Annotated in this window: 26 protein-coding genes and 1 pseudogene; 17 read left to right on the top strand and 10 right to left on the bottom strand. The window is 34.6% G+C overall.

Annotated features, from left to right (window positions below; genetic code table 11):
* Positions 1-9: 9 nt before the first annotated feature.
* The 4 genes from recN to BSU00_RS04885 all read left to right on the top strand — a co-directional run bounded on the left by recN (position 10) and on the right by BSU00_RS04885 (position 4,463).
* Complete coding sequence (gene recN / locus BSU00_RS04900) at positions 10-1,683, top strand: DNA repair protein RecN (protein ID WP_105003359.1); 1,674 nt, start codon at positions 10-12, stop codon at positions 1,681-1,683.
* A gap of 69 nt (positions 1,684-1,752) precedes the next feature.
* Complete coding sequence (locus tag BSU00_RS04895) at positions 1,753-2,565, top strand: enoyl-ACP reductase (protein WP_105003358.1); 813 nt, start codon at positions 1,753-1,755, stop codon at positions 2,563-2,565.
* Between the two features lie 49 nt (positions 2,566-2,614).
* Positions 2,615-3,430 carry a DUF3050 domain-containing protein gene (locus BSU00_RS04890; protein ID WP_369820263.1) on the top strand — a complete coding sequence of 272 codons (816 nt, stop codon included), beginning with the start codon at positions 2,615-2,617 and terminating at the stop codon, positions 3,428-3,430.
* A gap of 64 nt (positions 3,431-3,494) precedes the next feature.
* Entirely contained in the window at positions 3,495-4,463 is a 969-nt protein-coding gene (locus tag BSU00_RS04885; RefSeq protein ID WP_199176752.1) for a glycosyltransferase family 2 protein, read from the top strand.
* A gap of 16 nt (positions 4,464-4,479) precedes the next feature.
* Here the strand turns inward: BSU00_RS04885 and arsC are convergent, their stop codons facing one another.
* Together arsC and prfB are read right to left on the bottom strand one after the other, a co-directional pair.
* On the bottom strand, positions 4,480-4,821 hold the full coding sequence (gene arsC, locus BSU00_RS04880) for an arsenate reductase (glutaredoxin) (protein ID WP_105003356.1): 342 nt from the start codon (positions 4,819-4,821) through the stop codon (positions 4,480-4,482).
* A 27-nt stretch (positions 4,822-4,848) separates the two neighbouring features.
* On the bottom strand, positions 4,849-5,946 hold the full coding sequence (gene prfB, locus BSU00_RS04875; protein WP_105003355.1) for a peptide chain release factor 2: 1,098 nt from the start codon (positions 5,944-5,946) through the stop codon (positions 4,849-4,851).
* A 95-nt stretch (positions 5,947-6,041) separates the two neighbouring features.
* On the opposite strand from prfB, the gene BSU00_RS04870 reads away from it, so the two are divergent.
* Complete coding sequence (locus tag BSU00_RS04870; RefSeq protein ID WP_105003354.1) at positions 6,042-8,540, top strand: zinc-dependent metalloprotease; 2,499 nt, start codon at positions 6,042-6,044, stop codon at positions 8,538-8,540.
* Positions 8,541-8,585: 45 nt separating this feature from the next.
* The gene (locus tag BSU00_RS04865) at positions 8,586-9,605 is read left to right on the top strand and encodes a low specificity L-threonine aldolase (RefSeq protein WP_105003353.1); all 1,020 of its coding nucleotides are present in this window, start codon (positions 8,586-8,588) and stop codon (positions 9,603-9,605) included.
* Positions 9,606-9,642: 37 nt separating this feature from the next.
* On the opposite strand, the gene BSU00_RS04860 is transcribed toward BSU00_RS04865, so the two are convergent.
* Together BSU00_RS04860 and BSU00_RS04855 are read right to left on the bottom strand one after the other, a co-directional pair.
* Complete coding sequence (locus BSU00_RS04860) at positions 9,643-10,293, bottom strand: hypothetical protein (protein ID WP_105003352.1); 651 nt, start codon at positions 10,291-10,293, stop codon at positions 9,643-9,645.
* Between the two features lie 3 nt (positions 10,294-10,296).
* Positions 10,297-10,791, bottom strand: a complete 495-nt coding sequence (locus tag BSU00_RS04855) for an RNA polymerase sigma factor (protein ID WP_105003351.1) — start codon at positions 10,789-10,791, stop codon at positions 10,297-10,299.
* Positions 10,792-10,981: 190 nt separating this feature from the next.
* Between BSU00_RS04855 and BSU00_RS04850 the strand changes: the two genes are divergently transcribed.
* The 7 genes from BSU00_RS04850 (at position 10,982) to BSU00_RS04825 (ending at position 14,558) form a co-directional block, all read left to right on the top strand.
* Complete coding sequence (locus BSU00_RS04850) at positions 10,982-11,395, top strand: DUF2141 domain-containing protein (RefSeq protein WP_105003350.1); 414 nt, start codon at positions 10,982-10,984, stop codon at positions 11,393-11,395.
* A gap of 17 nt (positions 11,396-11,412) precedes the next feature.
* Positions 11,413-12,771: a 2TM domain-containing protein gene (locus tag BSU00_RS04845; RefSeq protein WP_105003349.1), complete on the top strand. Its 1,359-nt coding sequence runs from the start codon at positions 11,413-11,415 to the stop codon at positions 12,769-12,771.
* 11 nt (positions 12,772-12,782) lie between these two features.
* Positions 12,783-13,094, top strand: a complete 312-nt coding sequence (locus BSU00_RS04840; protein WP_105003348.1) for a 2TM domain-containing protein — start codon at positions 12,783-12,785, stop codon at positions 13,092-13,094.
* Between the two features lie 12 nt (positions 13,095-13,106).
* Complete coding sequence (locus BSU00_RS04835; protein ID WP_255402281.1) at positions 13,107-13,373, top strand: 2TM domain-containing protein; 267 nt, start codon at positions 13,107-13,109, stop codon at positions 13,371-13,373.
* The gene (locus tag BSU00_RS13675; protein WP_255402295.1) at positions 13,345-13,419 is read left to right on the top strand and encodes a hypothetical protein; all 75 of its coding nucleotides are present in this window, start codon (positions 13,345-13,347) and stop codon (positions 13,417-13,419) included. The genes BSU00_RS04835 and BSU00_RS13675 overlap by 29 nt, the downstream gene beginning before the upstream one ends.
* Positions 13,420-13,426: 7 nt before the next feature.
* A complete protein-coding gene (locus BSU00_RS04830) occupies positions 13,427-13,738 on the top strand; it encodes a 2TM domain-containing protein (RefSeq protein ID WP_105003347.1) in 312 nt (103 codons plus the stop codon).
* A gap of 64 nt (positions 13,739-13,802) precedes the next feature.
* On the top strand, positions 13,803-14,558 hold the full coding sequence (locus tag BSU00_RS04825; RefSeq protein WP_105003346.1) for a LytTR family DNA-binding domain-containing protein: 756 nt from the start codon (positions 13,803-13,805) through the stop codon (positions 14,556-14,558).
* Between the two features lie 14 nt (positions 14,559-14,572).
* Here BSU00_RS04825 and BSU00_RS13925 read toward each other — a convergent pair whose 3' ends face one another.
* From BSU00_RS13925 to hutI, 3 genes and pseudogenes are all read right to left on the bottom strand, one after another.
* Positions 14,573-14,764 (bottom strand): hypothetical protein, encoded by a 192-nt coding sequence (locus BSU00_RS13925; RefSeq protein ID WP_369820262.1) that lies wholly within the window; start codon positions 14,762-14,764, stop codon positions 14,573-14,575.
* Between the two features lie 62 nt (positions 14,765-14,826).
* The gene (locus BSU00_RS04820) at positions 14,827-15,579 is read right to left on the bottom strand and encodes an arginase family protein (protein WP_369820261.1); all 753 of its coding nucleotides are present in this window, start codon (positions 15,577-15,579) and stop codon (positions 14,827-14,829) included.
* A gap of 12 nt (positions 15,580-15,591) precedes the next feature.
* Positions 15,592-16,829: pseudogene (gene hutI, locus BSU00_RS04815) on the bottom strand (imidazolonepropionase).
* A gap of 48 nt (positions 16,830-16,877) precedes the next feature.
* Here hutI and BSU00_RS04810 point away from each other — a divergent pair.
* Positions 16,878-17,306: a DUF3995 domain-containing protein gene (locus tag BSU00_RS04810; protein WP_105003345.1), complete on the top strand. Its 429-nt coding sequence runs from the start codon at positions 16,878-16,880 to the stop codon at positions 17,304-17,306.
* Positions 17,307-17,406: 100 nt separating this feature from the next.
* Here BSU00_RS04810 and BSU00_RS04805 read toward each other — a convergent pair whose 3' ends face one another.
* Positions 17,407-17,658, bottom strand: a complete 252-nt coding sequence (locus BSU00_RS04805) for a DUF6122 family protein (protein WP_369820260.1) — start codon at positions 17,656-17,658, stop codon at positions 17,407-17,409.
* Positions 17,659-18,456, bottom strand: coding sequence for an RNA methyltransferase (locus BSU00_RS04800; RefSeq protein WP_105003344.1), 798 nt, complete (start codon positions 18,454-18,456; stop codon positions 17,659-17,661). It abuts the gene before it with no gap.
* A 191-nt stretch (positions 18,457-18,647) separates the two neighbouring features.
* Between BSU00_RS04800 and BSU00_RS13215 the strand changes: the two genes are divergently transcribed.
* Genes BSU00_RS13215 through msrA form a run of 3 tightly spaced genes read left to right on the top strand, consistent with a single transcriptional unit; the run spans position 18,648 to position 21,738 of the window.
* Positions 18,648-19,331, top strand: a complete 684-nt coding sequence (locus BSU00_RS13215) for a M1 family metallopeptidase (protein WP_233188593.1) — start codon at positions 18,648-18,650, stop codon at positions 19,329-19,331.
* Entirely contained in the window at positions 19,322-21,094 is a 1,773-nt protein-coding gene (locus tag BSU00_RS04795) for a M1 family aminopeptidase (RefSeq protein ID WP_233188592.1), read from the top strand. Before BSU00_RS13215 ends, BSU00_RS04795 begins: the two co-directional genes overlap by 10 nt.
* An 11-nt stretch (positions 21,095-21,105) precedes the next feature.
* Positions 21,106-21,738 carry a peptide-methionine (S)-S-oxide reductase MsrA gene (gene msrA / locus BSU00_RS04790; RefSeq protein WP_105003343.1) on the top strand — a complete coding sequence of 211 codons (633 nt, stop codon included), beginning with the start codon at positions 21,106-21,108 and terminating at the stop codon, positions 21,736-21,738.
* Between the two features lie 81 nt (positions 21,739-21,819).
* Here the strand turns inward: msrA and BSU00_RS04785 are convergent, their stop codons facing one another.
* Entirely contained in the window at positions 21,820-22,248 is a 429-nt protein-coding gene (locus BSU00_RS04785) for a DUF2147 domain-containing protein (protein WP_105003342.1), read from the bottom strand.
* Between the last annotated feature and the right edge of the window lie 18 nt (positions 22,249-22,266).

Below are 22,266 nucleotides of genomic sequence, written 5' to 3'. Positions count from 1 at the left end.
TTTTAGACTTTGTTAGCACATTTATCCATACAGAACTATGCATTAATCAATCATTTAGCAATTGATTTTACCAAGGGGTTATCTATTATCACTGGTGAAACAGGTGCAGGAAAATCTATTTTATTGGGTGCTCTTGGTTTGGTTTTGGGGAATCGAGCAGATTTGACGGTACTAAAAGATACAGAAAAGAAATGTATAATAGAGGCATATTTCGAAATAGAAGGGTATAAACTGCAGCAATATTTTGAAGCGTTAGATGTCGATTATGAAGATACCACGATTCTTAGACGAGAAATTTTACCTTCGGGTAAATCCCGTGCTTTTGTTAATGACACGCCAGTCACTTTAGCGGTTTTAAACAGCTTGAAATTAAAGCTTCTAGATATTCATTCGCAACACCAAACGGCACAGTTATCCGATATAAATTTTCAGTTTTCAATAGTTGATGCTTTAGCAAAAAACACCGCTAAATTGGCCTCTTTTAGAAGAGGTTTAGTCAAGTGGAATGGTCTTAAAAAAGAACTTGAGACGTTTAAAGAAGAGGCCGCTAAGTCAAAAGAGCAATACGAGTATAATTTTCACGTATACAATGAACTTGAGGAAGCGGATTTACAAATAGGGGAACAAGCAATTCTTGAGGAGAAACTTGATAAACTCAATAATATTGAGGAAATAAAATTGAACTTATCCGAAAGTTTACACCTTTCTATTAACGAAGAGATAGGAATTCAAACGCAATTATATGCTTTAGAGTCAAGGCTACTTAAGATAGCAACTTTTTCTAAAGAATACCAAGAGTTAAGCGAGCGTATTTCTAGCTTAAAAATTGAGCTTAACGATATCGTGGTAGAATTAGAATCCTCTAATGAGTCGTTAGAATTGGATCCCAATGCGATTGAACAATTAAATGATAGATTGCAATTAATATACCGTTTACAAAAAAAACATTCGGTTAGTAGCATTGAAGAATTATTAGACCTGCAGAAATCTTTGCACACAAAAGTAAATCAAGTAGAGGGAGCAAGTGATTTGATGGCTAAAAAAGAAATAGAAATACAGGAAGTATCACAAAAACTAGATGAAGTTGCAACTTTGCTAACCCAAGGTAGAAATAGTGCCATCCCAAAACTGCAAAAAAAGCTCGAAAGTTTGTTGGGAGATTTAGGAATGCCAAATGCCAAATTCGAAATTTCTGTTACTCCGAGTACATCTTATAATGCTAACGGAAAAGACATTTTACATTTCTTATTTGCAGCCAATAAAGGAGGTAACTTTGGCGAGTTAAAAAAAGTTGCCTCTGGAGGAGAACTTTCCAGAATAATGCTCTCTATTAAAAAGATTTTATCTGAAAACACCAAACTTCCAACTGTAATATTCGACGAAATCGATACAGGTGTTTCGGGAGAGGTTTCTAATAAGATTGCCAAAATAATGCGTGATATGGGGAAAGGTATGCAGGTACTTACGATAACACATTTACCGCAAATAGCATCTCAGGGAGAACAACATTACAAAGTGTTTAAAGGCGAACAAAATGGAAAAACCACTTCTAATTTAAAATTATTAAATTATGAAGAACGCGTAGCAGAAATTGCAGAAATGCTTAGTGGTAAAGATTTTTCAGATAGTGCTAGAACACATGCAAAAGAACTATTAGGTGATACAAGCTCACCAAATTTTTAATATTAAGTTTCGAAGCAAATAAAGTTTATATTTGCTCGATACAAATAACTAAGAAAAGATTTTATAATTATGTATAATTTATTAAAAGGTAAGAAAGGAATTATTTTCGGAGCGTTAAACGAGCATTCTATTGCATGGAAGGTAGCAGAAAGAGCACACGAAGAAGGAGCATCGTTTGTATTGACAAATGCACCGATAGCAATGCGAATGGGAGAAATTAATACTTTAGCCGAAAAAACAGGTTCTCAAGTGATACCTGCCGACGCAACCTCTATGGACGATTTAAACAATCTAGTAGAAAAATCTATGGAAATTTTAGGCGGTAAAATCGACTTTGTATTGCATTCCATAGGTATGTCTGTAAATGTTCGTAAGGGTCGTCATTACACCGATTCTAAGTACGATTTCACGATGAAAGGTTTTGATGTATCTGCCTTATCTTTTCACAAAACAATGAATGTTTTGTACAATAAGAAAGCAATGAATGAATGGGGTAGTATTGTTGCTTTAACTTACATGGCAGCACAGAGAGTTTTTCCCGATTATAATGATATGGCAGATAATAAAGCGTATTTAGAGTCTATCGCAAGAAGTTTTGGCTACTTTTTTGGTCGCGATCATAAAGTTCGTGTGAATACAGTTTCCCAATCTCCAACACCTACCACTGCAGGAAGTGGCGTGAAAGGTTTTGATGGTTTCTTATCCTATGCTGATAATATGTCACCGCTGGGTAATGCTACAGCACTAGAGTGTGCCGACTATACCATATCTTTATTTTCAGATTTAACCAAGAAAGTGACGTTACAAAATTTGTTTCATGATGGTGGTTTTTCTAACATGGGAGTTAGTGATGGTGTAATGGATAAATTTATTGAAGAATAAGAAATATCAATACATAGAATAGTTCCAATTAAAATGCAAATCATTAGATTTGCATTTTAATTTACAGGGGAATATGGAGCGCGTTTTAGCAATTGAAAAGGGGTTAGAAGATTTAAGAAAACAATTAAAAGAACATGTTTTATACGAATCTTTACACAGTATTGAAGATGTTCGGATATTCATGGAACAGCATGTTTTTGCCGTTTGGGACTTCATGTCTTTGTTAAAAGCCCTGCAACGTCATTTAACTTGTGTCTCTTTACCTTGGATACCAGTAGTAAATAATAAAACAGCGAGGTTTATTAACGAGATTGTTCTAGAAGAAGAAACAGATGTAAACGAGCTTGGTGAACCCAAAAGTCATTTCGAAATGTATATTGACGCTATGTGGCAAACCAAGGCGAATACAAAAGCGATTGCCACCTTTCTCTCCGATATCATTGATGGAAATACAACTGTTGATGCACTTAATAACCTTCCTATAAATAAAGAAACGAAAGATTTTTTAGCGTTTACCTTTTCGGTAATACAAACGGAACAACCACATATTATAGCTGCTAGTTTTACCTTCGGTAGAGAAGATGTAATTCCGGATATGTTTCTGGAAATAGTCAAACATACCGAAGAGAAAGAAGCGGTAGACTATGGGAAATTAACCTATTATTTAAATAGGCATATCGAATTAGATGGCGGAGATCACGGTCCTTTGGCGTTACAGATGATTACAGAATTATGTGGCGAAGACGAGCAAAAATGGCAAGATGTATTGTATTATTCAAGAGAGTCTTTAGAAAAACGTATTGCTTTTTGGAATGGGATTTCTAAAAGTTTACAAGCCCAAAAACCCTCCAAAGAATTCAAATAAAAGTTCTATATTCGATGGTTAATTATCATATCGCAGTGTCGTAAGTTAAAAATAGCACCAAACTATGTCGTTGACCTTTTCTATAATTGTACCAGTTTACAATCGGCCTGCAGAATTGCAAGAACTTTTAGTCAGTCTTACCGAACAAAATTTTGAAGATAATTATGAGGTAATTGTTGTAGAGGATGGTTCCGAGACTAGTGCGGAGAGTATTGTAGATAATTTTCATGATAGGCTAAACATATTTTATTTTTATAAAGATAATTCTGGTGCTGGTTTGAGTAGAAATTACGGCATGCAAAGAGCTTCAAAGTCTTATTATATCATACTAGATTCGGATGTTATTGTTCCTCCAAATTATCTTAGTATAGTAAAAAATAGATTGGAAAAAAAGTATACCGATGCCTATGGAGGACCTGATGCTGCTCATGAGAGCTTTACCGCCTTGCAAAAGGCAATTAATTTTTCCATGACCTCTTTTATAACTACCGGAGGGATTCGTGGAAAAATGAAAGGTTTGGAGAAATTTCAGCCTAGGAGTTTTAATTTAGGTATTTCTAGAGAAGCATTTCAGTTAACGGGTGGTTTTTCCAACTGGAAAACAGGGGAAGACATCGATTTAACCTTTCGTCTTTGGAAACTTAATTTGCAAACACAATTAATACCTGAGGCATTTGTGTACCACAAGCGAAGAAGCACATTAAAACAATTTTTTAAACAAACTTACGGTTTTGGGAAAGCAAGGCCTAGGTTAAATAACAAGTATCCTGGTTCAGCAAAACTTACCTACTGGTTTCCAAGTTTGTTTTTGATTGGTATTGCGATTTCTGGTATACTTTTAGTATTGGGATTTAGGTTACCAATTTATGCTTATCTATGCTATATTTTGGTTTTATTTATTGTTGCGCTGCAACAAACAAAAAGTATCTCTGTGGCATTATGGAGCATACTAACTTCTATAACCCAATTTTGTGGCTATGGCCTTGGGTTTATAAATGCAAGATTTTTTGGCAATAAACCCTCTAGCTTTTAGCATGTTTTCTTGGTTATTATAGTATCGTAGATATATTTTCAGTGGGTCTTCCAATTACTGCTCTATTACCATTTATTACAATGGGTCTTTCGATTAATTTTGGATGTTCGTGCATGGCATTGATAATTTCTGCATCAGATAGTTCCTTTCCCTTATAGTTTTCCTTCCAGATTTTTTCATTCTTTCGAACTAATTCTATGGGTTGTATCGCTAACATTTTAATGATGTTCTGCAGTTCTTCTTTAGATGGCACTTTCTGCAGGTAATTAATTATTTCAAAATCTTTACCAGATGCCTCTAGTAATTGTACCCCTAATCTAGATTTACTGCATCTGTTGTTGTGGTATATTTGTAACATAAAATAAAGGAATTTTATTTTTCATAATTAATCGTTTTCTTTTTGTCCCATCATCATTAAATACGCTTTTAAAAAGGCATTAATTTCTCCATTCATAACGGCATCAACATTGCCCGTCTCATGTGTTGTTCTGACATCTTTTACCAACTTGTATGGATGCATTACGTAGTTGCGTATCTGGCTTCCCCATTCATTTTTCATTTTGTTGGCCTCTATATCTGCTCTAGCAGCTTGTTGCTTTTGCAATTCAATTTCGTAAAGTTGTGACTTTAACATTTGCAAGGCAGTAGCCCTATTGTCGTGTTGTGATCTAGAATTAGAGCACTGAATTTGGATACCTGTTGGCTTGTGAAGTAGTTGCACTTTCGTTTCTACTTTATTTACGTTTTGTCCTCCTGCACCACTAGATCTTGCAGTGGTGATTTCAATATCAGCAGGATTAATTTCTATTTCTATAGAGTCATCCGCTACAGGATATACGTACACAGAAGAAAAAGAGGTATGTCTTTTTGCATTGCTATCAAATGGCGATATTCTCACCAAGCGATGAACACCATTTTCGCCCTTTAACCAACCAAAAGCAAAGTCGCCTTCCAGCTCTATCGTCACTGTTTTTACCCCAGCGACATCTCCCTCTTGATAGTTTAAAGTTTTGGTTTTATAGCCTTGTTTTTCTGCCCACATCACATACATTCGCATTAACATTTCCGTCCAGTCACAGCTTTCTGTACCACCAGCACCTGCTGTAATTTGAAGAACTGCACTAAGATTATCTCCTTCCTCAGACAACATATTTTTAAACTCAATATCCTCCAATAAACCAATGGTTTTTTCAAATTGATCCTGTACTTCTTCCTCCGAAACATCGCCCTCTTTGTAAAAGTCATACAAAACGGAGAGATCATCTGTGTGTGACACAACAGTAGTATAGTTATCTACCCACTTCTTTTTCATTCGGAGTGATTTCATCACAATTTCTGCCTCCTTGGGTTTGTTCCAAAAATTTGGATCTGCTGTTTTTTCTTCCTCATTGGTTATCTCAATTTGTTTTTTTTCGATATCCAAGTAGTCTTTTAGTTTGCTTACTCTATTTGATATGTCTTTTAATTGTTCTTGTGTAATCATATGTGTTACAAAAATAAGTTAAAATTTAAGATTCTACATCGCAGAATCGCAAATAACCAAGATGATTTTTCTATTTTTAACCAAATTATTATCCAATGAAAAAACTAACCTTTCTAAGTTTTATTTTTTTACTTTCTTTCACTAGTTACAGTCAATTTTTTGAAAACAAACTTGGGATAAAAAAACACGAAGGATTCTTTACTTTTTATTACGATGAAAATAACGATAAAGTGTTTTTACAGGTCGATGCATTAAATGTTGAATTTTTGTATGTAACAGCCTTGTCGGAAGGTGTCGGTTCTAATGATATTGGTTTGGATCGAGGACAATTGGGAGCTGGGGTAGTCGTAAAATTTGTTAGAGCAGGGAACAAATTATTGTTGCTACAACCTAACCTCAAGTACCGAGCAGTAACCGCAAATCTAGAGGAAAAGAAATCTGTGGAAGAAGCTTTTGCAAAATCCGTATTACACGGTTTTAAAATTATTGAAAATAACAAGAATACCTATCTAATTGACGCTACTGATTTTTTTATTAGAGATGCTCACGGGGTAGGGAAGACCCTGAAAAATTTAGGCCAAGGTACGTATATGTTAGATAAAACGAAGAGTGCTTTTCACATACCACGCACGAAGACATTTCCTGAAAATACAGAGTTTGATGTTTTACTTACATTTACAGGGAAACCTATAGGGAAGCAAATCAGAAGCGTAACACCTAATGCTTCTTTGGTAACGGTGCACCAGCACCATTCTTTTGTAAAATTACCCGAGGAGGGATACCAACCTAGAATTTACGATCCAAGATGTGGTTCCTGGCAAATGACCTACATGGATTATGCTACACCCATTGATCAGCCAATAGTACAACGTTTTATATACAGGCATCGGTTACAAAAGAAAAATCCTAGTGCAGTTGTTAGTGAGCCCGTGCAACCGATTGTGTATTATTTAGATAGAGGAACTCCAGAACCTGTACGATCTGCATTATTAGAAGGTGGTAGTTGGTGGGACCAAGCATTTGAGGCCATTGGTTATAAGAATGCATTTCAGATTAAAATGTTACCCAAAGGTGCAGATCCACTGGATGTAAGGTATAATATGATTCAATGGGTACATCGATCAACAAGAGGTTGGAGTTATGGAGGAAATATTTCTGATCCGAGAACAGGTGAAATTATTAAAGGGCACGTTAGCTTAGGGTCTTTGCGTATTCGACAAGATTTTTTATTGGCACAAGCATTACAGGCTCCATATTCTGGAGGTATCGAGAATGATAGTTTTGCCTCTGAATTGGCCATTGCAAGAATTCGACAATTGTCGGCCCACGAAATTGGCCATACTTTAGGTTTTGCTCATAATTTTGCAGCCAGTACTTACGAACGATCTTCGGTTATGGACTACCCACATCCTAAAATAACGATTACAAATGGTCGTATTGACTTTTCAAAAGCCTATGACAATAAAATTGGTACTTGGGATAAGGTAGCAGTTGCATATGCCTACCAGCATTTTACAGAGAACGAAGAGCTACAATTGCAAAAAATCTTGGATAGTGCTTTTGCAGAAGGACACCGATTTATTAGTGACGCAGATGCAAGGCCGGAAGGGAGTGCTCATGCTTATGCGCATCTATGGGATAACGGAGCAAGCGCTGCAGACGAATTAAACAATGTTTTAGCAGTTAGAAACTTGGCAATAGCTAATTTTTCTGTAGCAAATATTAAGAATAATCAGCCATACTCTGTACTAGAGGATGTTTTTGTTCCGGTATATTTTTACCATAGATACCAAACCGAGGCGGTATGTAAACTACTGGGAGGTCTCGATTATACCTATGCTGTTAAAAGTCAAAAAAATACTATTGTAAAACCAGTACCGTTAGCCGAGGAACAAAAAGCATTACAAGTAGTTTTAAAAACATTATCGGTGGAAGAATTGGCAATTCCAAAACGTATTCTAGCACTTTTTCCACCAAGAGCATATGGCTACGCTCGATCTCGAGAGAGTTTCCAAGGTAAAACAGGGGTAAGTTTTGATCCTTACGGAGCCGTACAAACAGCAGCTGCGTTCACCTTGCGTTTTCTATTAAATGCACAACGAGCAAATAGGCTGGTACAGCACAACGCGATTTATGAAGAGCAAATAGACTTGGCAGCGGTTTTGGATGGCATTATTACTGCTAGTTTTAAACAAAATTACAAAGACACCTATTATCAGGAACTCCAAGAAATAATCAAGACTGAAGTTTTGCATGCGATGTTTGCATTGTATTCTAATGATAGTGTTTATCCGCAAGTGAAAGCACAGTTGCAGCAAAAGATAACCGAGGTCGCTGAATACCTTGATAAAGATTTTTTTAAACGATTCAATACACTCCAAGGTGTGGTTTATTTCGGAAGAGCCAATACAAAAAGGCTAACTGTAATGGATAGACAGCACGTACAAACAATCATTGACTTTTTTAAGGATCCAAAATCTTTTCAAAAAATACCAGCTCCTAAGGTTCCAGACGGTGCTCCCATTGGTATGGTTTTTAGTTTGAGAAGGAGTAAAATTGATGGATTTATACGCAAGTACATGTCAGGCAACTAATGTGAGCCTGAGTATTTCAAAATATAGAATAAAATTTAATCTAGTATGGTAATAAATTTAATAAGTGATACGGTAACAAAACCAACGGAGAAAATGTTACAAGTAATGATGAACGCTGCTGTAGGTGATGATGTTTTTAAAGGAGATCCAACCGTAAATGCATTACAAGAAAAAGTAGCCAATATGTTTGGTATGGAGGATGCTTTATTTTTCCCTTCCGGAACGATGGCAAATCAAACAGCAATAAAAATTCATACCCATCCTGGCGATCGCATGTTTTGCGACAAATGGGCACATGTATACAATTACGAGGGAGGAGGAGCAGCTTTTAATTCGGGGGTTACTTCTTGTTTAATTGATGGAGACCGAGGAATGTTTACAGCTTCTCAGTTACAAAAATTGATGCATGGAAAGTCTGATATTCACGCTCCTTATAATCGATTAGTATGTGTCGAGAACACAACTAATAAAGGTGGTGGTGGTTGCTGGGATTTTTCAGAACTAGAGAAAATTCAAAAAGTAGCAAAAGCTAACGAACTATCTTATCACTTAGATGGTGCTAGATTGTTTAATGCTTTGGTGGCAAAAAAGCAATCGCCTGAACAATACGGTGCTTTATTTGATACTATATCCATTTGTTTGTCTAAAGGCCTTGGTGCACCTGTTGGTTCGGTATTAGTAGGATCTAAAAAACATATTGCAAGCGCTTTGCGAGTTAGAAAGTTATTTGGAGGAGGAATGCGACAAGCCGGATACCTTGCAGCAGCAGGTATTTACGCCTTAGACAATCATGTCGATCGATTGGCTAAAGATCATGAAAATGCTAAAATTATTGGAGAAACACTCGAAAATTGTTCTTTTGTCAAAAAAGTAGAGAAGATTGAAACTAATATTGTTATTTTTTATGTTAACGATTCGATAAAGCCAGAGGATTTTATGCAGAGAATGGCCGATAAAGGTATTTTGTTCATCTCAATGGGAGAAGGGAAGTTACGTATGGTTACACATTTAGATTTTACGGAACAAATGCTATCCTTGTTATGTAAGGAATTAAAAGAGTATTAATAAAAAAGAGAAGTATTTTTTACTTCTCTTTTTTATTTTAAATTTCTTCTAACTTTATTAATTCTTTATAGTTTTTATTCAGTTTTTTAAGTAGTGTTCCGTATAGCAGTCGATAAAAAACCCACAATAAAATAAACATCAAACTAGAGACAAATAAAACCGTAACGATTACAGCTGTTTTAAAGGCTGTTTCATTTTCGGGAATTTGAATACCATTTTCGGCGTAATATTCCATAAGGATATCCATGTCACTAAAAATTAGTATGAATATTAAAAGATTCGCAATGGCTCCGTAAAAAAGATTGAAGTACACGTAATACTTCACTATTTTTCTAGTGTTGAGTATTTTTTTGATTAGGTTTTTAGTATTGTCGAATACAGAAATTGATTTATAGCTTTTATAAAAGGCAATTAAGAATAAAACAACTATAAAATAATGCAAGTAAATACTAACTAAAATCAAATTTTCTATATGCAGTTTTTCATAAAAATCTGCATGCGACGACCCAACAAAAAATATGTTTAAACCGGCCCAAAATATAAGTTCTAATATGCCAATGATGAATATCCATTTCACAATTGAGGAGGATCTAGAATGCGACATTTTGTATATGTCTAGTTTCGAAAGTTCTTTTTCCTTCGCTGGTTGGCTATCCCATGCTTTTTTATATCTATCTAATGCATCCATCTTCTATGGGGTCAATATCTTTTTTAATTTATCTTTCGCTCTGTTCATTTTTACACGTGCATTTACTTCACTAATTCCCAATGTTTCTGAAATTTCTTTGTATGCCTTGTTTTCCAGGTATAAAAATATGAGAGCCTTATCTATGTCGTTTAGTTTATGGATGGCTATATAAAGTGCTTTCAATTGCTGCTCTTCCGTATCGTCATACTCTTCCGATTGAATCTTGTAGGTAAAATCACTAATATCTTGTGTTTTTACTGTTCTTGTTGATTTTCTGTAAAGAGAAATAGCAGTATTTAAAGCCACCCTATACATCCAGGTACTAAACTTTGAATCACCTCTGAACTTTCCATAGTTTTTCCACAGTTGAATTGTGATTTCTTGGAATAAGTCGTTATGAGCATTTTGATTTGTAGTATAGACTCTACAGATCTTGTGCACGATATTTTGATTTTTCTCAAAATCCGATAAAAATTTTTTTTCAAGTTCCTGTTGCAAAGTTCCGTTTAGTTTTTCATATGATTAGTTGCGTAAATATAGAAAACGTTACATAAATTTCTGTTTTTTTAAAATAAAATGGTTTTAGTTACAGTTCAACCTACAATTTGAACAGTTGGGTAGTTTCTATTTTCAAATAGACTTGTTCTATTTCATCTTTGCAACGTAAATAATATTAATCTTTAGAAAAATGAAATTTATCATTACTATTACTTTAATACTTTTCTTTTTTTGTACGCAGTTTCTCTTTGCACAAGAGAGAAATGTTTCTGTTTCTGTGGTAAATTTATCCTCTAACAAAGGAAATGTAGTATTTTCTTTATTCCATCAAGGAGATTTTTTAAGAAAGCCTTTACAAGCAAAAGCTTCTCCAGTTCAAGATAGCTTGTCAAATGTGACTTTTAAGGCTGTTGCACCGGGAGAATATGCAATTGTTTGCTACCATGATGAAAATGAAAATGGAAAAATGGATTTCCAACCAAATGGTATTCCCTTGGAGGCATATGGAGCTTCTAACAATATACTGAGATTTGGCCCACCACAGTTTGAGGATGCCAAATTTAGGGTACGAGATAAAAATGTATCTTTAGAAATTAAATTATAAAATTAAACGCAAGAATTATGAATGCACAAGAAAACATTTTTTCCCTGGCACATCTTAAAAAGGGTTTTTTATTAGCCCTAAAGATTTCCGTTATTATTGGTGTTTTTGTTTTTCTTGTCAATGGTAATTTTAACCTCTACAATTTACTAATTAGTTTTTTAGTATCTGCCATGTATTCTTTTACCCTTGGTTTTGGTCAGGGTTTTCTAAACGATTACTTAAGTACTAAATGGGATTGGGTAGCACAAACAAATACGAGAGTATGGGTAGGAATTATTAGTACTATATGCTATACTGTGCCCGTAATTTTAATTATAGATTATGTTTTGTTTATTAAAATTCAAGGAGAAGATTCCGATTTATTTTTTCAAGAACCAATGCTATGGATTCATATTTTTTGGATTCAGTTTTCCTTTGGTGTTTCTGCTTTTCTTCACGCTAGAGGATTCATGATAGAATGGAAGAAATCCACAGCAAAAAAAACCACCCAACAGCAAATTGTTGCAAAAACGGAATCTGCAAAGTTTGAAACTTTAAAAAGTCAAATCGATCCTCATTTTTTGTTTAACAGTTTAAATGTATTAACCTCTTTAATAGGAGAGAACCCATACCAAGCAGAAAAGTTTACGACCAAACTTTCAAAGGTATATCGCTATGTTTTGGAGCAGCGGAACAAAGAACTCGTTCCTATTGAGGAAGAATTATATTTCGCCAAAACATATATGGAGTTACTGCAAATGCGGTTTGAAGATGCGATTCAGTTTTCCATACGGTCCTCGGTTTCAAATCCGGAGTTAAAAATTGTACCACTATCGCTACAATTACTTTTGGAGAATGCTGTAAAACACAATGTTGTTTCTTCTTCCAAACCTTTACACATTCAAATATATGAAGCAGATGGTTTTTTGAAAATTGAAAACACCGTAACTCCAAAAGAAGCCATTGGAAAAAGTACTAAAGTAGGATTGCGAAATATTGCAGATAGATATGGTTTGATAACCGATAAAAATGTTATCATAGAAAATAATAATAAAAAATTTACAGTTAGTTTACCACTACTAAAAAATAGTAAGAATATGAAAATAGATACGAGTAATTTAGAAAATAGTAAATACGTTAAAGCGATTGAAAAAGTTGAAAAATTAAAAGAATTTTACCAAAACTTGGTTTCTTATTGTTTGGTTATTCCATTTTTAATATTTATAAATTTAACGTTTTCACCGCAGTTCAAATGGTTTTGGTTTCCAATGATTGGTTGGGGTATCGGACTTATCTTTCACTTCTTAGAGGTGAACAACTATAATCTTTTCTTGGGTAAAAACTGGGAGGAAAGAAAAATTAAGGAGTTAATGGATCAAGACTATAAAAATAAATAGTAAAGCAAGATATGATTGGAGATAATTTTTTACAAGAAAAAAGGTATGTTGAAGCTAAAAAACGTATCAAACAAATTAAGGCTTTTTATATTCATCTTACTGTAAATATCGTAGCTGTAGCAATTATGGTTTCTATAAACTTAACGGTTTCTCCTAATTTTCATTGGTTTTGGTATGGTGTGCTTGGCGTAAGTGTAGGAACATTTTTTCATTGGTTTGCAGTATTTGGCGCCAATACAATAGGATTAGGAAAAGCATGGGAGGAGAAAAAAATTAGAGAATTTCTAGAGAAAGATAACACAGACAATTTTAAAAAATATTAAAATTTTACTAGTATGGAACAAGAATTTTTAGAGGAAAGAAAATACCTTCAAGCTAAAAAGAGAGTCGAGAAAATTAAAGGATTTTATTGGCATTTTATATCTTATGTAGTGGTGAATATTTTCGTTTCCTCCATTATTATTTTTGGAATAATGAAGGATACTGGGGCCTTTTGTAGATGTAATACAAGAATTTGCGGTGTATTCCGTTTGGATTTTTTGGGGAATAGGTTTATTTTTTCACTGGTTAAGTATTTTTGGTTCTTCCTGGATTTTGGGTAAGAATTGGGAAGAAAAGAAAATCAAAGAATTTATGGATAAAAATTAGAATAGATATGAACGAAAAGCAGCGACAACAGCAGGTAAAATACCTTCGAGCGAAACACAAAGTGGAAGAGTTGCGAAAGTATTATGGACATCTTTTGGTATATCTTCTTGTAAATTTGTTTATCAGTTGCAGAAAGGTGTATCTAAAGATAGAAAGTGGAGCGGATTTACTAGAAGCAATTTTAGATTTTGATACTTTTGCGATTTGGATTTTTTGGGGAATAGGTTTAGCTTTTCACACGTTTAAAGTCTTCGGTTTTGATTTTTTCTTAGGAAAAGATTGGGAGCAAAGAAAAATTCAAGAATACATAGAGAAATAAGGAACGTATATAGTTGTGTCAGAATAGGTAGATACGGCTAGAAATCTAAAAAATAGCAAATGTTATGAAAATACTTATCATTGAAGATGAGAAGCCAGCAGCGAGAAGATTACACCGAATGTTATCCTCTATGAACATGCCAGTCGATGAAATGTTACATTCTGTAGAGGAGGCTATACAATGGTTTCACACGAATGCACACCCAGATTTAATCTTTTTAGATATTCAACTTTCAGATGGATTATCGTTTGAGATATTTGAAGAAGTGAACATTAAATCGGCTATTATTTTTACTACCGCGTATGACGAATATGCTCTGAAAGCTTTTAAGTTAAACTCGATAGATTATTTGCTTAAACCAATCGATGAAGACGATTTAAAAGTAGCGGTAGCAAAGTTTAAAGCCCATAGACCCCAACATACAGAGGTAAAGGTAAATATGGAAGATATAAGAAAACTTCTTATTAATCCAATCGATCGTAAATTTAAAAAGCGATTTACCATAAAGATAGGCCAGCATATTAAAATCATACATAGCGACGAGATTGAGTGTTTTTATTCCGAGAACAAAGCAACGTACATTCATACCAACACCAACAGAAACTACTTAATTGATAATTCTCTAGAATACTGGCAAGAAGAGCTAGACCCTGAACAGTTTTTTAGAGTTAATCGTACTTATATTATTCATATTGAAGCAATTAAAGACATTGTAGTGTACACGAATTCTCGTTTACAGTTAAAATTACAGCATTATAACGATGCGGAAATTATAGTGAGTAGAGAACGTGTAAAAGCTTTTAAAGCATTTATTGACTAATTATTTGCGTAGTTTTATATAGAATTTACTTTGATAAAATCACTAATTAAATAACTGATATATTTCCCGACTTGGTTCGAACCGGTAACTTCATTTTTGATACCCGGTGCTCCTTCGCATATATGTAGGTAGGATGCGGTTTTTAATTTTGCAAAATGGTGTACAAATTTTCTTGTTTGCTCTGGCGTAAACCCAGAGGGTGTCATGGCACTACTTGCGAAGTATTGTATGCAATCTAGATCTATTTCAATACCTATATAATTACCACTTATAAATTTTCAGCTCGTTTGAGTTCGGAGGAAAAATCTAATGTATTTCTGACTTCCAGAGCTTCAAAAGTATTGTAGGCAATATTTTCGCTGTTCTCCATCTTATCTAGGATATACTGCGGGGTGTAATTTTCATGTAATCCAAATATAAAATACTTCTCTAGGTAACCCTCGGTCATGGCATAAGAAAAACCATTTCCACTATGTCGTTCCTCTAAATGCCTAAGATCTGTATGCGCATCCATATTAATAACATGAATAGGAGAATTTTTGGCCAAGGATGTTCCTTTACAGTTTCCGTAGGCGTTATTGTGTCCTCCACCGATGATAATAGGAGTTTTGTCTGCAGCAACAATACTTTGAATTAACTCGCTTACGTCCGTATCAATTTGTCGAACTATGACATCTCCTTCCTCGCGATTACTGGGGTTGAAATCTTTCTGTGCCTTAGCGTATTCTAAATAGCCTAAAATTACAATGGATTCTCCGGAGAGAAACTGATTGTCTTGTATGTTTAAAAATGCTTTTAAAGCGGCTGTAAAAGCGGTATGCGTACCGGCATTTCCACCATTCATTTGTACACCAATATCCTCTGAAATTCCTATAATTACATATTTGGCAGGTGATTCTTTAAGTGCTTTTTGTATTGATTTTTCAGGGTTTATAGTAATTACAGATTCGCCAAGTTTCCGTTCCCCTTTTCGGAAGTTTATATATTGTTGAATGTTCTTTTTTGTAAAAATATGTAACATAAAATGTCGTGCTTAATTGGCTACTTTTTTACCATTAATAAATACTGTATCGATAAGGTTCGACCCAAAGCTATACGGAATAAAACCATACGACGGGATCTCTTTAGTGAGGATTAAATTCGCTTTTTTTCCAACAGTAATACTTCCTACTTCTTGCGCGAGATTCATTGCATAGGCACCGTTAATGGTAGCGGCATTTATTGCTTCTTCCGGAGTCATCTTCATTTTTACACATGCTGTCGCTACAACAAAATTCATATTACCGGAAGGTGTTGACCCAGGATTGTAATCTGTTGCTAGAGCAAGTGGTAAACCAGCATCGATAATTTTTCGGGCCGGAGTATATGGAATAGATAGAAAATAGGAACAAGAAGGAAGGGCTACTGGCATGGTATCAGAACCTTGTAGGGCAGCAATATCTGTATCGTTTACCACTTCTAAATGATCTACAGACAATGCTTTGTGTTTTACCCCAAGTGCTACACCCCCAATGGCAGTAAACTGATTGACGTGAATTTTAGGAACTAAACCATAGGATTTAGCAGCAGTTAAAATGGTTTCGGTATCTTCTACAGAAAAATAGCCAGTTTCACAGAAAGCATCTACGAAGTCGGCTAGGTTTTCAGTATTGAGTTTAGGTAGCATTTCCTTGATGATTAAAGTAATATATCCTTCTTTGTTACTTTTAAATTCTTCAGGAAACGCATGGGCACCTAAAAAGGTTGTTTTTATCGGTAGGTTGTAGTTTTCTTTTAATTTTTTGATAACTCGTAACATTTTCAATTCTGCTGCAACTGTAAGGCCATATCCAGATTTTATTTCTACAGCACCAGTTCCCATTTGAATTACCTCTTCTAATCTTTTGGCCGATTGGAGATACAAAGCAGCTTCTGAGGTCTCTTGGAGTTTTTTAGCCGAATTTAATATTCCACCACCTTTTTTCGCAATTTCTTCATAGGTTAACCCATTAATTCTGTCTACGAATTCTTGTTCTCTATTTCCAGCATAAACTATATGTGTATGAGAATCACACCAAGAGGGTAGTATCATTTTACCAGTACAATCAATTATTGTATCGGCAGATTTGGGAGCATTCGCCATGACACCAAATGCTTAATTAGATTGTTTTCCAATAATAAAAAAGCATTGTTGATGGTGGGTAATATTCCCATATCCTTACCCGAAACTTTTAGTATATCTTTTTCTCTAACCTGAATAAGTTCTTTGATGTTTACGAATAAAGTTGTCATAAATTTTCCATATTTTTATACTACAAACTTACATTAAAACAATAAATTATGATTTATTTTTTAGGATTGATTTCGACGGTTTTATTACTGAGTATAGCCGTGATTCATCTCTATTGGGCTTTTGGTGGTTCGTGGGCAATCGATAGCGTATTTCCAACTAAGGAAAATGATCCCCCACATAGTAGTATTAAACCACCTTTTTATTTGACCATTTTTGTAGCTATTATTTTGTTGGGTATGGGACTTTGTTTTGCGCAAAATTGGTGTTTTTTTATAGGAGATTTTTCCGATGAAAAGCTACGATATGTCCTAGGCGTGATTGGTGCAATTTTTTTAATTAGAGCGATTGGAGAATTTAAATATGTAGGATTGTTCAAGTCTGTTCAATCTACCAAATTCGCAGAAAAGGATACCAAGTTTTATTCTCCGTTATGCTTATTTTTAGCCTTTAGTAGTTTTGTTTTGATGGTTTTTTAATAAAACTTACTGATTTTAATTACTTAGGAGTTACTTTTGGTAATTTACATCCATAAGCAATCGATGTAATCGGTGCCCATATGTAACAAACAACCGATACCTAAAATTCGAATTGGTTTTTAAAAAACAACATACCTGCATAAAATAGCATGGCATAATAGGTATGTAAAGGATGGTATTGAATACTACACCTATTTGGAGCAAAAACAGGAGTAGCCAATAAATGATCTAGGTCTATTAACATCGTAGCGAGTAAAAGAATATAGGTTTTCTTCCATTCCTTACGATAAAAAACAAATGCAATTATCAGCGGAAAACCGAAGTGTAAAAAGTAGTGTAGAAGGTTCTGCATTTAGGAAGAAAAATCTCTTTGGCGTTTTGCTTCAAATGTTAATATCGCAGCAGCTACCGATACATTCATGGAGTCGATTGCGCCTTGCATTGGAATTGTAATATTTTGTGTAGCCCTATCTCGCCATAATTGGGTCAGCCCAGTGGCTTCTGTTCCAACAACCAAGGCAGATGCTTGGGTAAAATCATTTTTGTAATAGGAATTTGAGTTTTGAAGTGTTGCGCTGTAAATAGCGATTTTATTAGTCTCTAAAAAAGTGCAAATTTCCTCCGAATTACCAATAGCAATTTGATTGGTAAACACGCAACCAACACTAGATCTAATCACATTAGGGTTGTATAGGTCTGTTTTCGGATTCGCAATTAAAACAGCATCGATATTTGCAGCGTCTGCCGTTCGAAGTATTGCTCCGATATTTCCTGGTTTTTCGATACCTTCCAATACTAAAACTAACGGATTTTTAGTGTTGAATTTAAGGTGTTCAACGTTAAAATCTATTGCTTTAACTACTGCAATTATTCCTTCCGTAGTATCTCTGTAGGCTAATTTTTGATATATCTCTTTGGTAATGATGATATGTTTGGAAGGCGGAACCTCTAAAGTAGCAACTTTTGTTTCCGAAACTAAGTCTGTTTGGTATATAAGGTATTCAATGGAATAGTTTCCCTCTAACGCAAGATTTATCTCTCTTAAACCCTCTATGATAAAAAGACCTCTCTTTTTCCTTTCTCGAGACTTTTCTTGTAACTTAAAAAGATCCTTGATAAATGTGTTTTGAACACTGCTTATTGTTTTCATGCCATAAAAATACTACTATATTGCAATACACAAGAAGATAAAGAATGATTTTTTAGTGCGACAAATGCCAAGCAGGTTTGGTTTTTAACTGCTTATTAACAGGCATACGAGCATTATTTCTTATTTTTGATATTCCTTTTTAAAAGGATGCAGCGCATACCTAAACACAATATCAGGTAAATTTAATTTATATGACCTCTAGAAAGATTTCAGTACTATTTTTTTTATTTTTCATTCCCATTCATTTCATTCAATCGCAACACAGCTATAAAGCAGCAAAAGATATTGTAAATAGTTTGGTGCATACAAAGCTAAAAGTAGGTTTTAATTTTGAAGAAAAGACATTGCAGGGTGAAGAATGGGTTACTTTAAAACCCCACTTCTACGATACAAAAACCTTAGAGTTAGATGCCAAAGCCATGCTAATTCATGAGATATCTATGGATGAGAAACCACTAGAGTATACCTACGATAACCTAAAGATAAAGATTGAATTACCAAAAGTATATCAACGAGATCAAGAATACACTATTTATATAAAATATACAGCGCGTCCAGAGAAAGTCCAGCAAAAAGGTAGCGCAGCAATAACATCTGCCAAAGGATTGTATTTTATTAATCCTAGTGGATTGGATACGGAAAAACCAACGCAAATCTGGACACAAGGAGAAACAGAGTCGAGTAGTTGTTGGTTTCCAACCATAGATGCACCAAACCAAAAGACCTCGCAAGAGTTATACATAACTGTACCTAATAAATTCGTAACCCTCTCCAATGGAACCTTAGAAAAACAAATTGAAAATACCAACGGTACTAGAACCGATTATTGGAATTTTACGAAAAAACATGCACCTTATCTTTTTTTATGGGAATAGGGGAGTATGAAATTATTTCAGACACCTATAAATCTATTCCAGTAGAGTATTATGTTGAAAAAAAATATGCACCGTATGCAAAAGATATTTTTGGAGATACGCCTGAGATGCTCGCTTTTTTTTCGAAAATAACGGGCATAGAATACCCTTGGAGTAAATATGCACAAATTGTTGGTAGAGACTATATAAGTGGTGCAATGGAAAATACTACGGCGGTAATTCATGGAGAGCAAGCCTACCAGATGCCAGGGCAGTTAATTGATGAAAATAGACACGAGAGTACGATTGCACACGAAGCATTTCACCATTGGTTTGGAAATATAGTAACAACAGAGAGTTGGAGTAATTTAACGGTTAATGAGAGTTTTGCAAATTACAGTGAATATTTATGGTTGGAACATAAATATGGAAAAGAGGAGGCAGATGCACATTTATTTAAGGATACAAAAGCCTATAAAGATGGCCAAAATTATGACAAGCATCTTGTTCGATTTTATTATGCCGATAAAGAGGATATGTTTGATGCGGTTAGCTACAACAAAGGAGGAGCCATCTTGCACATGCTTAGGAACTACCTCGGCGATGCAGCATTTTATGAGGGGTTACATAAATACCTAACAGATAATCAATACGGTACAGGAGAAGCCCATCAGTTTCGATTAGCACTAGAGTCGGTTAGTGGTAAAGATTTGAATTGGTTTTTTAACCAATGGTATTTTAACAGCGGCCATCCAAAATTAGCGGTATCTTATGACTATAATAAGCTTCGAAAAACCGTTACGGTAAATCTGTACCAGACACAAAATAAAGAGTTTAAGTTCCCTCTGGCAATAGATGTTTTTGAAGGAGGAAAAAGAACAAGACACAAAGTATTTGTGGAGGGTAAAGATGCTTCTTTTACTTTTCCCTATACCAAACAGCCAAACTTAATTCAAGTGAATGCCGATGGTGTTTTATTATGCGATATTAATGAAAATAAAGTATTAAACGATTACATTTACCAATTACAATATGCTCAAAATTTCGCACATAAAAGGGAGGCTATTTTAGAGGTTGCCAAAAAACAAGACCAAAAAGAGGCCTTCAATGCAATCGCAAATGCATTAGATGACAATTTCTATAAAATACGAATCCTTGCCTTGGAAAATATTAATTTAATCAATAAATTTTCAAAAAGGAATGTGATAAAAAAGATTGAGTCAATTGCTAAAAACGATCCCAAAACACTGGTGCAAGCAGCTGCCATTGAAACTCTCGGAAAACTAACCGAGCCAGAACTGCAGCCGGTATTCGAAAAAGGATTACAAAGTAAATCTTTTGCGGTATTAGGAAAGTCGTTAGTTGCTATGTATTATGTCAATAAAGACCTTGCCATACAAAAGTCAAAAACCTTGCCTTTAGAAGTTAAAAAAATAATCGCGACTCCGCTTACGCGAATATACTTAGAAGAAAATGACGACGATGAATTAAATTTTATAGCAGGAAATGTAATGTCAGGAATGTTTTTGAGTCCAAATAAAAAGATTCAGATGTTGTACAAACAAGCGTATGAAAAAATTTCCAAGAGTAACAATTCAGAAGCTATACAAAATTTAACCGACGATATTGTTGCTAAAGGAATACAATACAAACAGTATAATTTTAACACCGTTGGTATTAATATGCTTCGACAAATGATACAAATGCAAAAATCTAGTAATCCGTCTAATAAAGTAAAAAATATTGAAATTATTAAGACGGCAATGGCAAAACTTATCGATTAAATATAAAAAACATGCGTAGTAAAAAGTTTATAACAAATCTCTCCTTAGTAGCACTTCTTATCGGAAATGCAGCCTTGGGCTTAGCACAGTCTAAAGTCACTAAGGAAATACAAAAAGAGCAAGAGGTAGCCTACTTTGCCAGCGGTTGCTTTTGGTGTGTAGAGGCCATATTTGAGAGTGTAAAAGGAGTTAGTGAGGCAGTATCTGGGTATTCTGGTGGGCATACAAAAAATCCAACCTATCGATCTATTGGTACTGGAAGAACAGGCCATGCAGAGGCTGTTGCTGTATACTACAACCCGAAACAAGTAAGCTATCAGGTTTTGGTAGATGTATTTTTTGGTTCTCATGACCCCACTACTGTAAATGGACAAAATCCGGATTACGGTACGCAGTATCGATCTATTGCTTTTTACCAAACAGAAGCACAAAAACAAATTCTCCAACGCACCATTGCAAAATTGAATACCACAACTTATAACGGAAAGATAGTAACACAGGTAACCGAATTTAGCAAATTTTATGAAGCCGAAGCGTACCATCAAGATTATGAAAAACTGCATCCAGAAGACCCCTATGTGCAAAACGTTTCTATTCCTAGATTAAATCGCTTTAAGAAAAAGTTTCCGCAGTTGTTGAAATAGTAGGGCCCTTCTCTGTTGCATAGCAATTCGACAAAAAACCAGCATTTTTAATTAGAATGCTGGTTTTTTATATGTAGGAGATTAACTGTCTTTTCGATACCAATACTTTGTTCTTCCCATGGCAGAAAAACCAATATAGCCTCTTACTTTTAGTTTATTGGGTTCCTCTAACTTGATATAGCATTTATACTCCTTGCCGTTTTTAGGATCTACTATGGTACCGCCATTCCATTGATCCCCATCTTTTTGCAATCCACTAAGAATTTGCATGCCTAAAATAGGTTTGTTTTTCTTGTCACCTGAACATTTTTCACAAACAGCCTTTTGTCGTGTTGCATCGGTGATGGCAATTATTTTTGCATACACTTTATCATTTTCTTCGTAGACCTCAATAACACTATCTACCTCTTTGGTTTCCTCGTTTAAATTCTCCCATTTTCCAAAAATAGATTGTGCATTAGCCTGTGTGATAAAAAGCAGAAGTGCTAGCGTAAAAAGTGTTTTTTTCATTTTTGAAGTATTTAATTA

This window comes from Tenacibaculum sp. SG-28 (genome assembly GCF_002954385.1).
Lineage (GTDB): Bacteria > Bacteroidota > Bacteroidia > Flavobacteriales > Flavobacteriaceae > Polaribacter.
The sequence above is the reverse complement of the archived record's forward strand: the minus strand, read 5'-3'. Positions and strand labels throughout refer to the sequence as shown.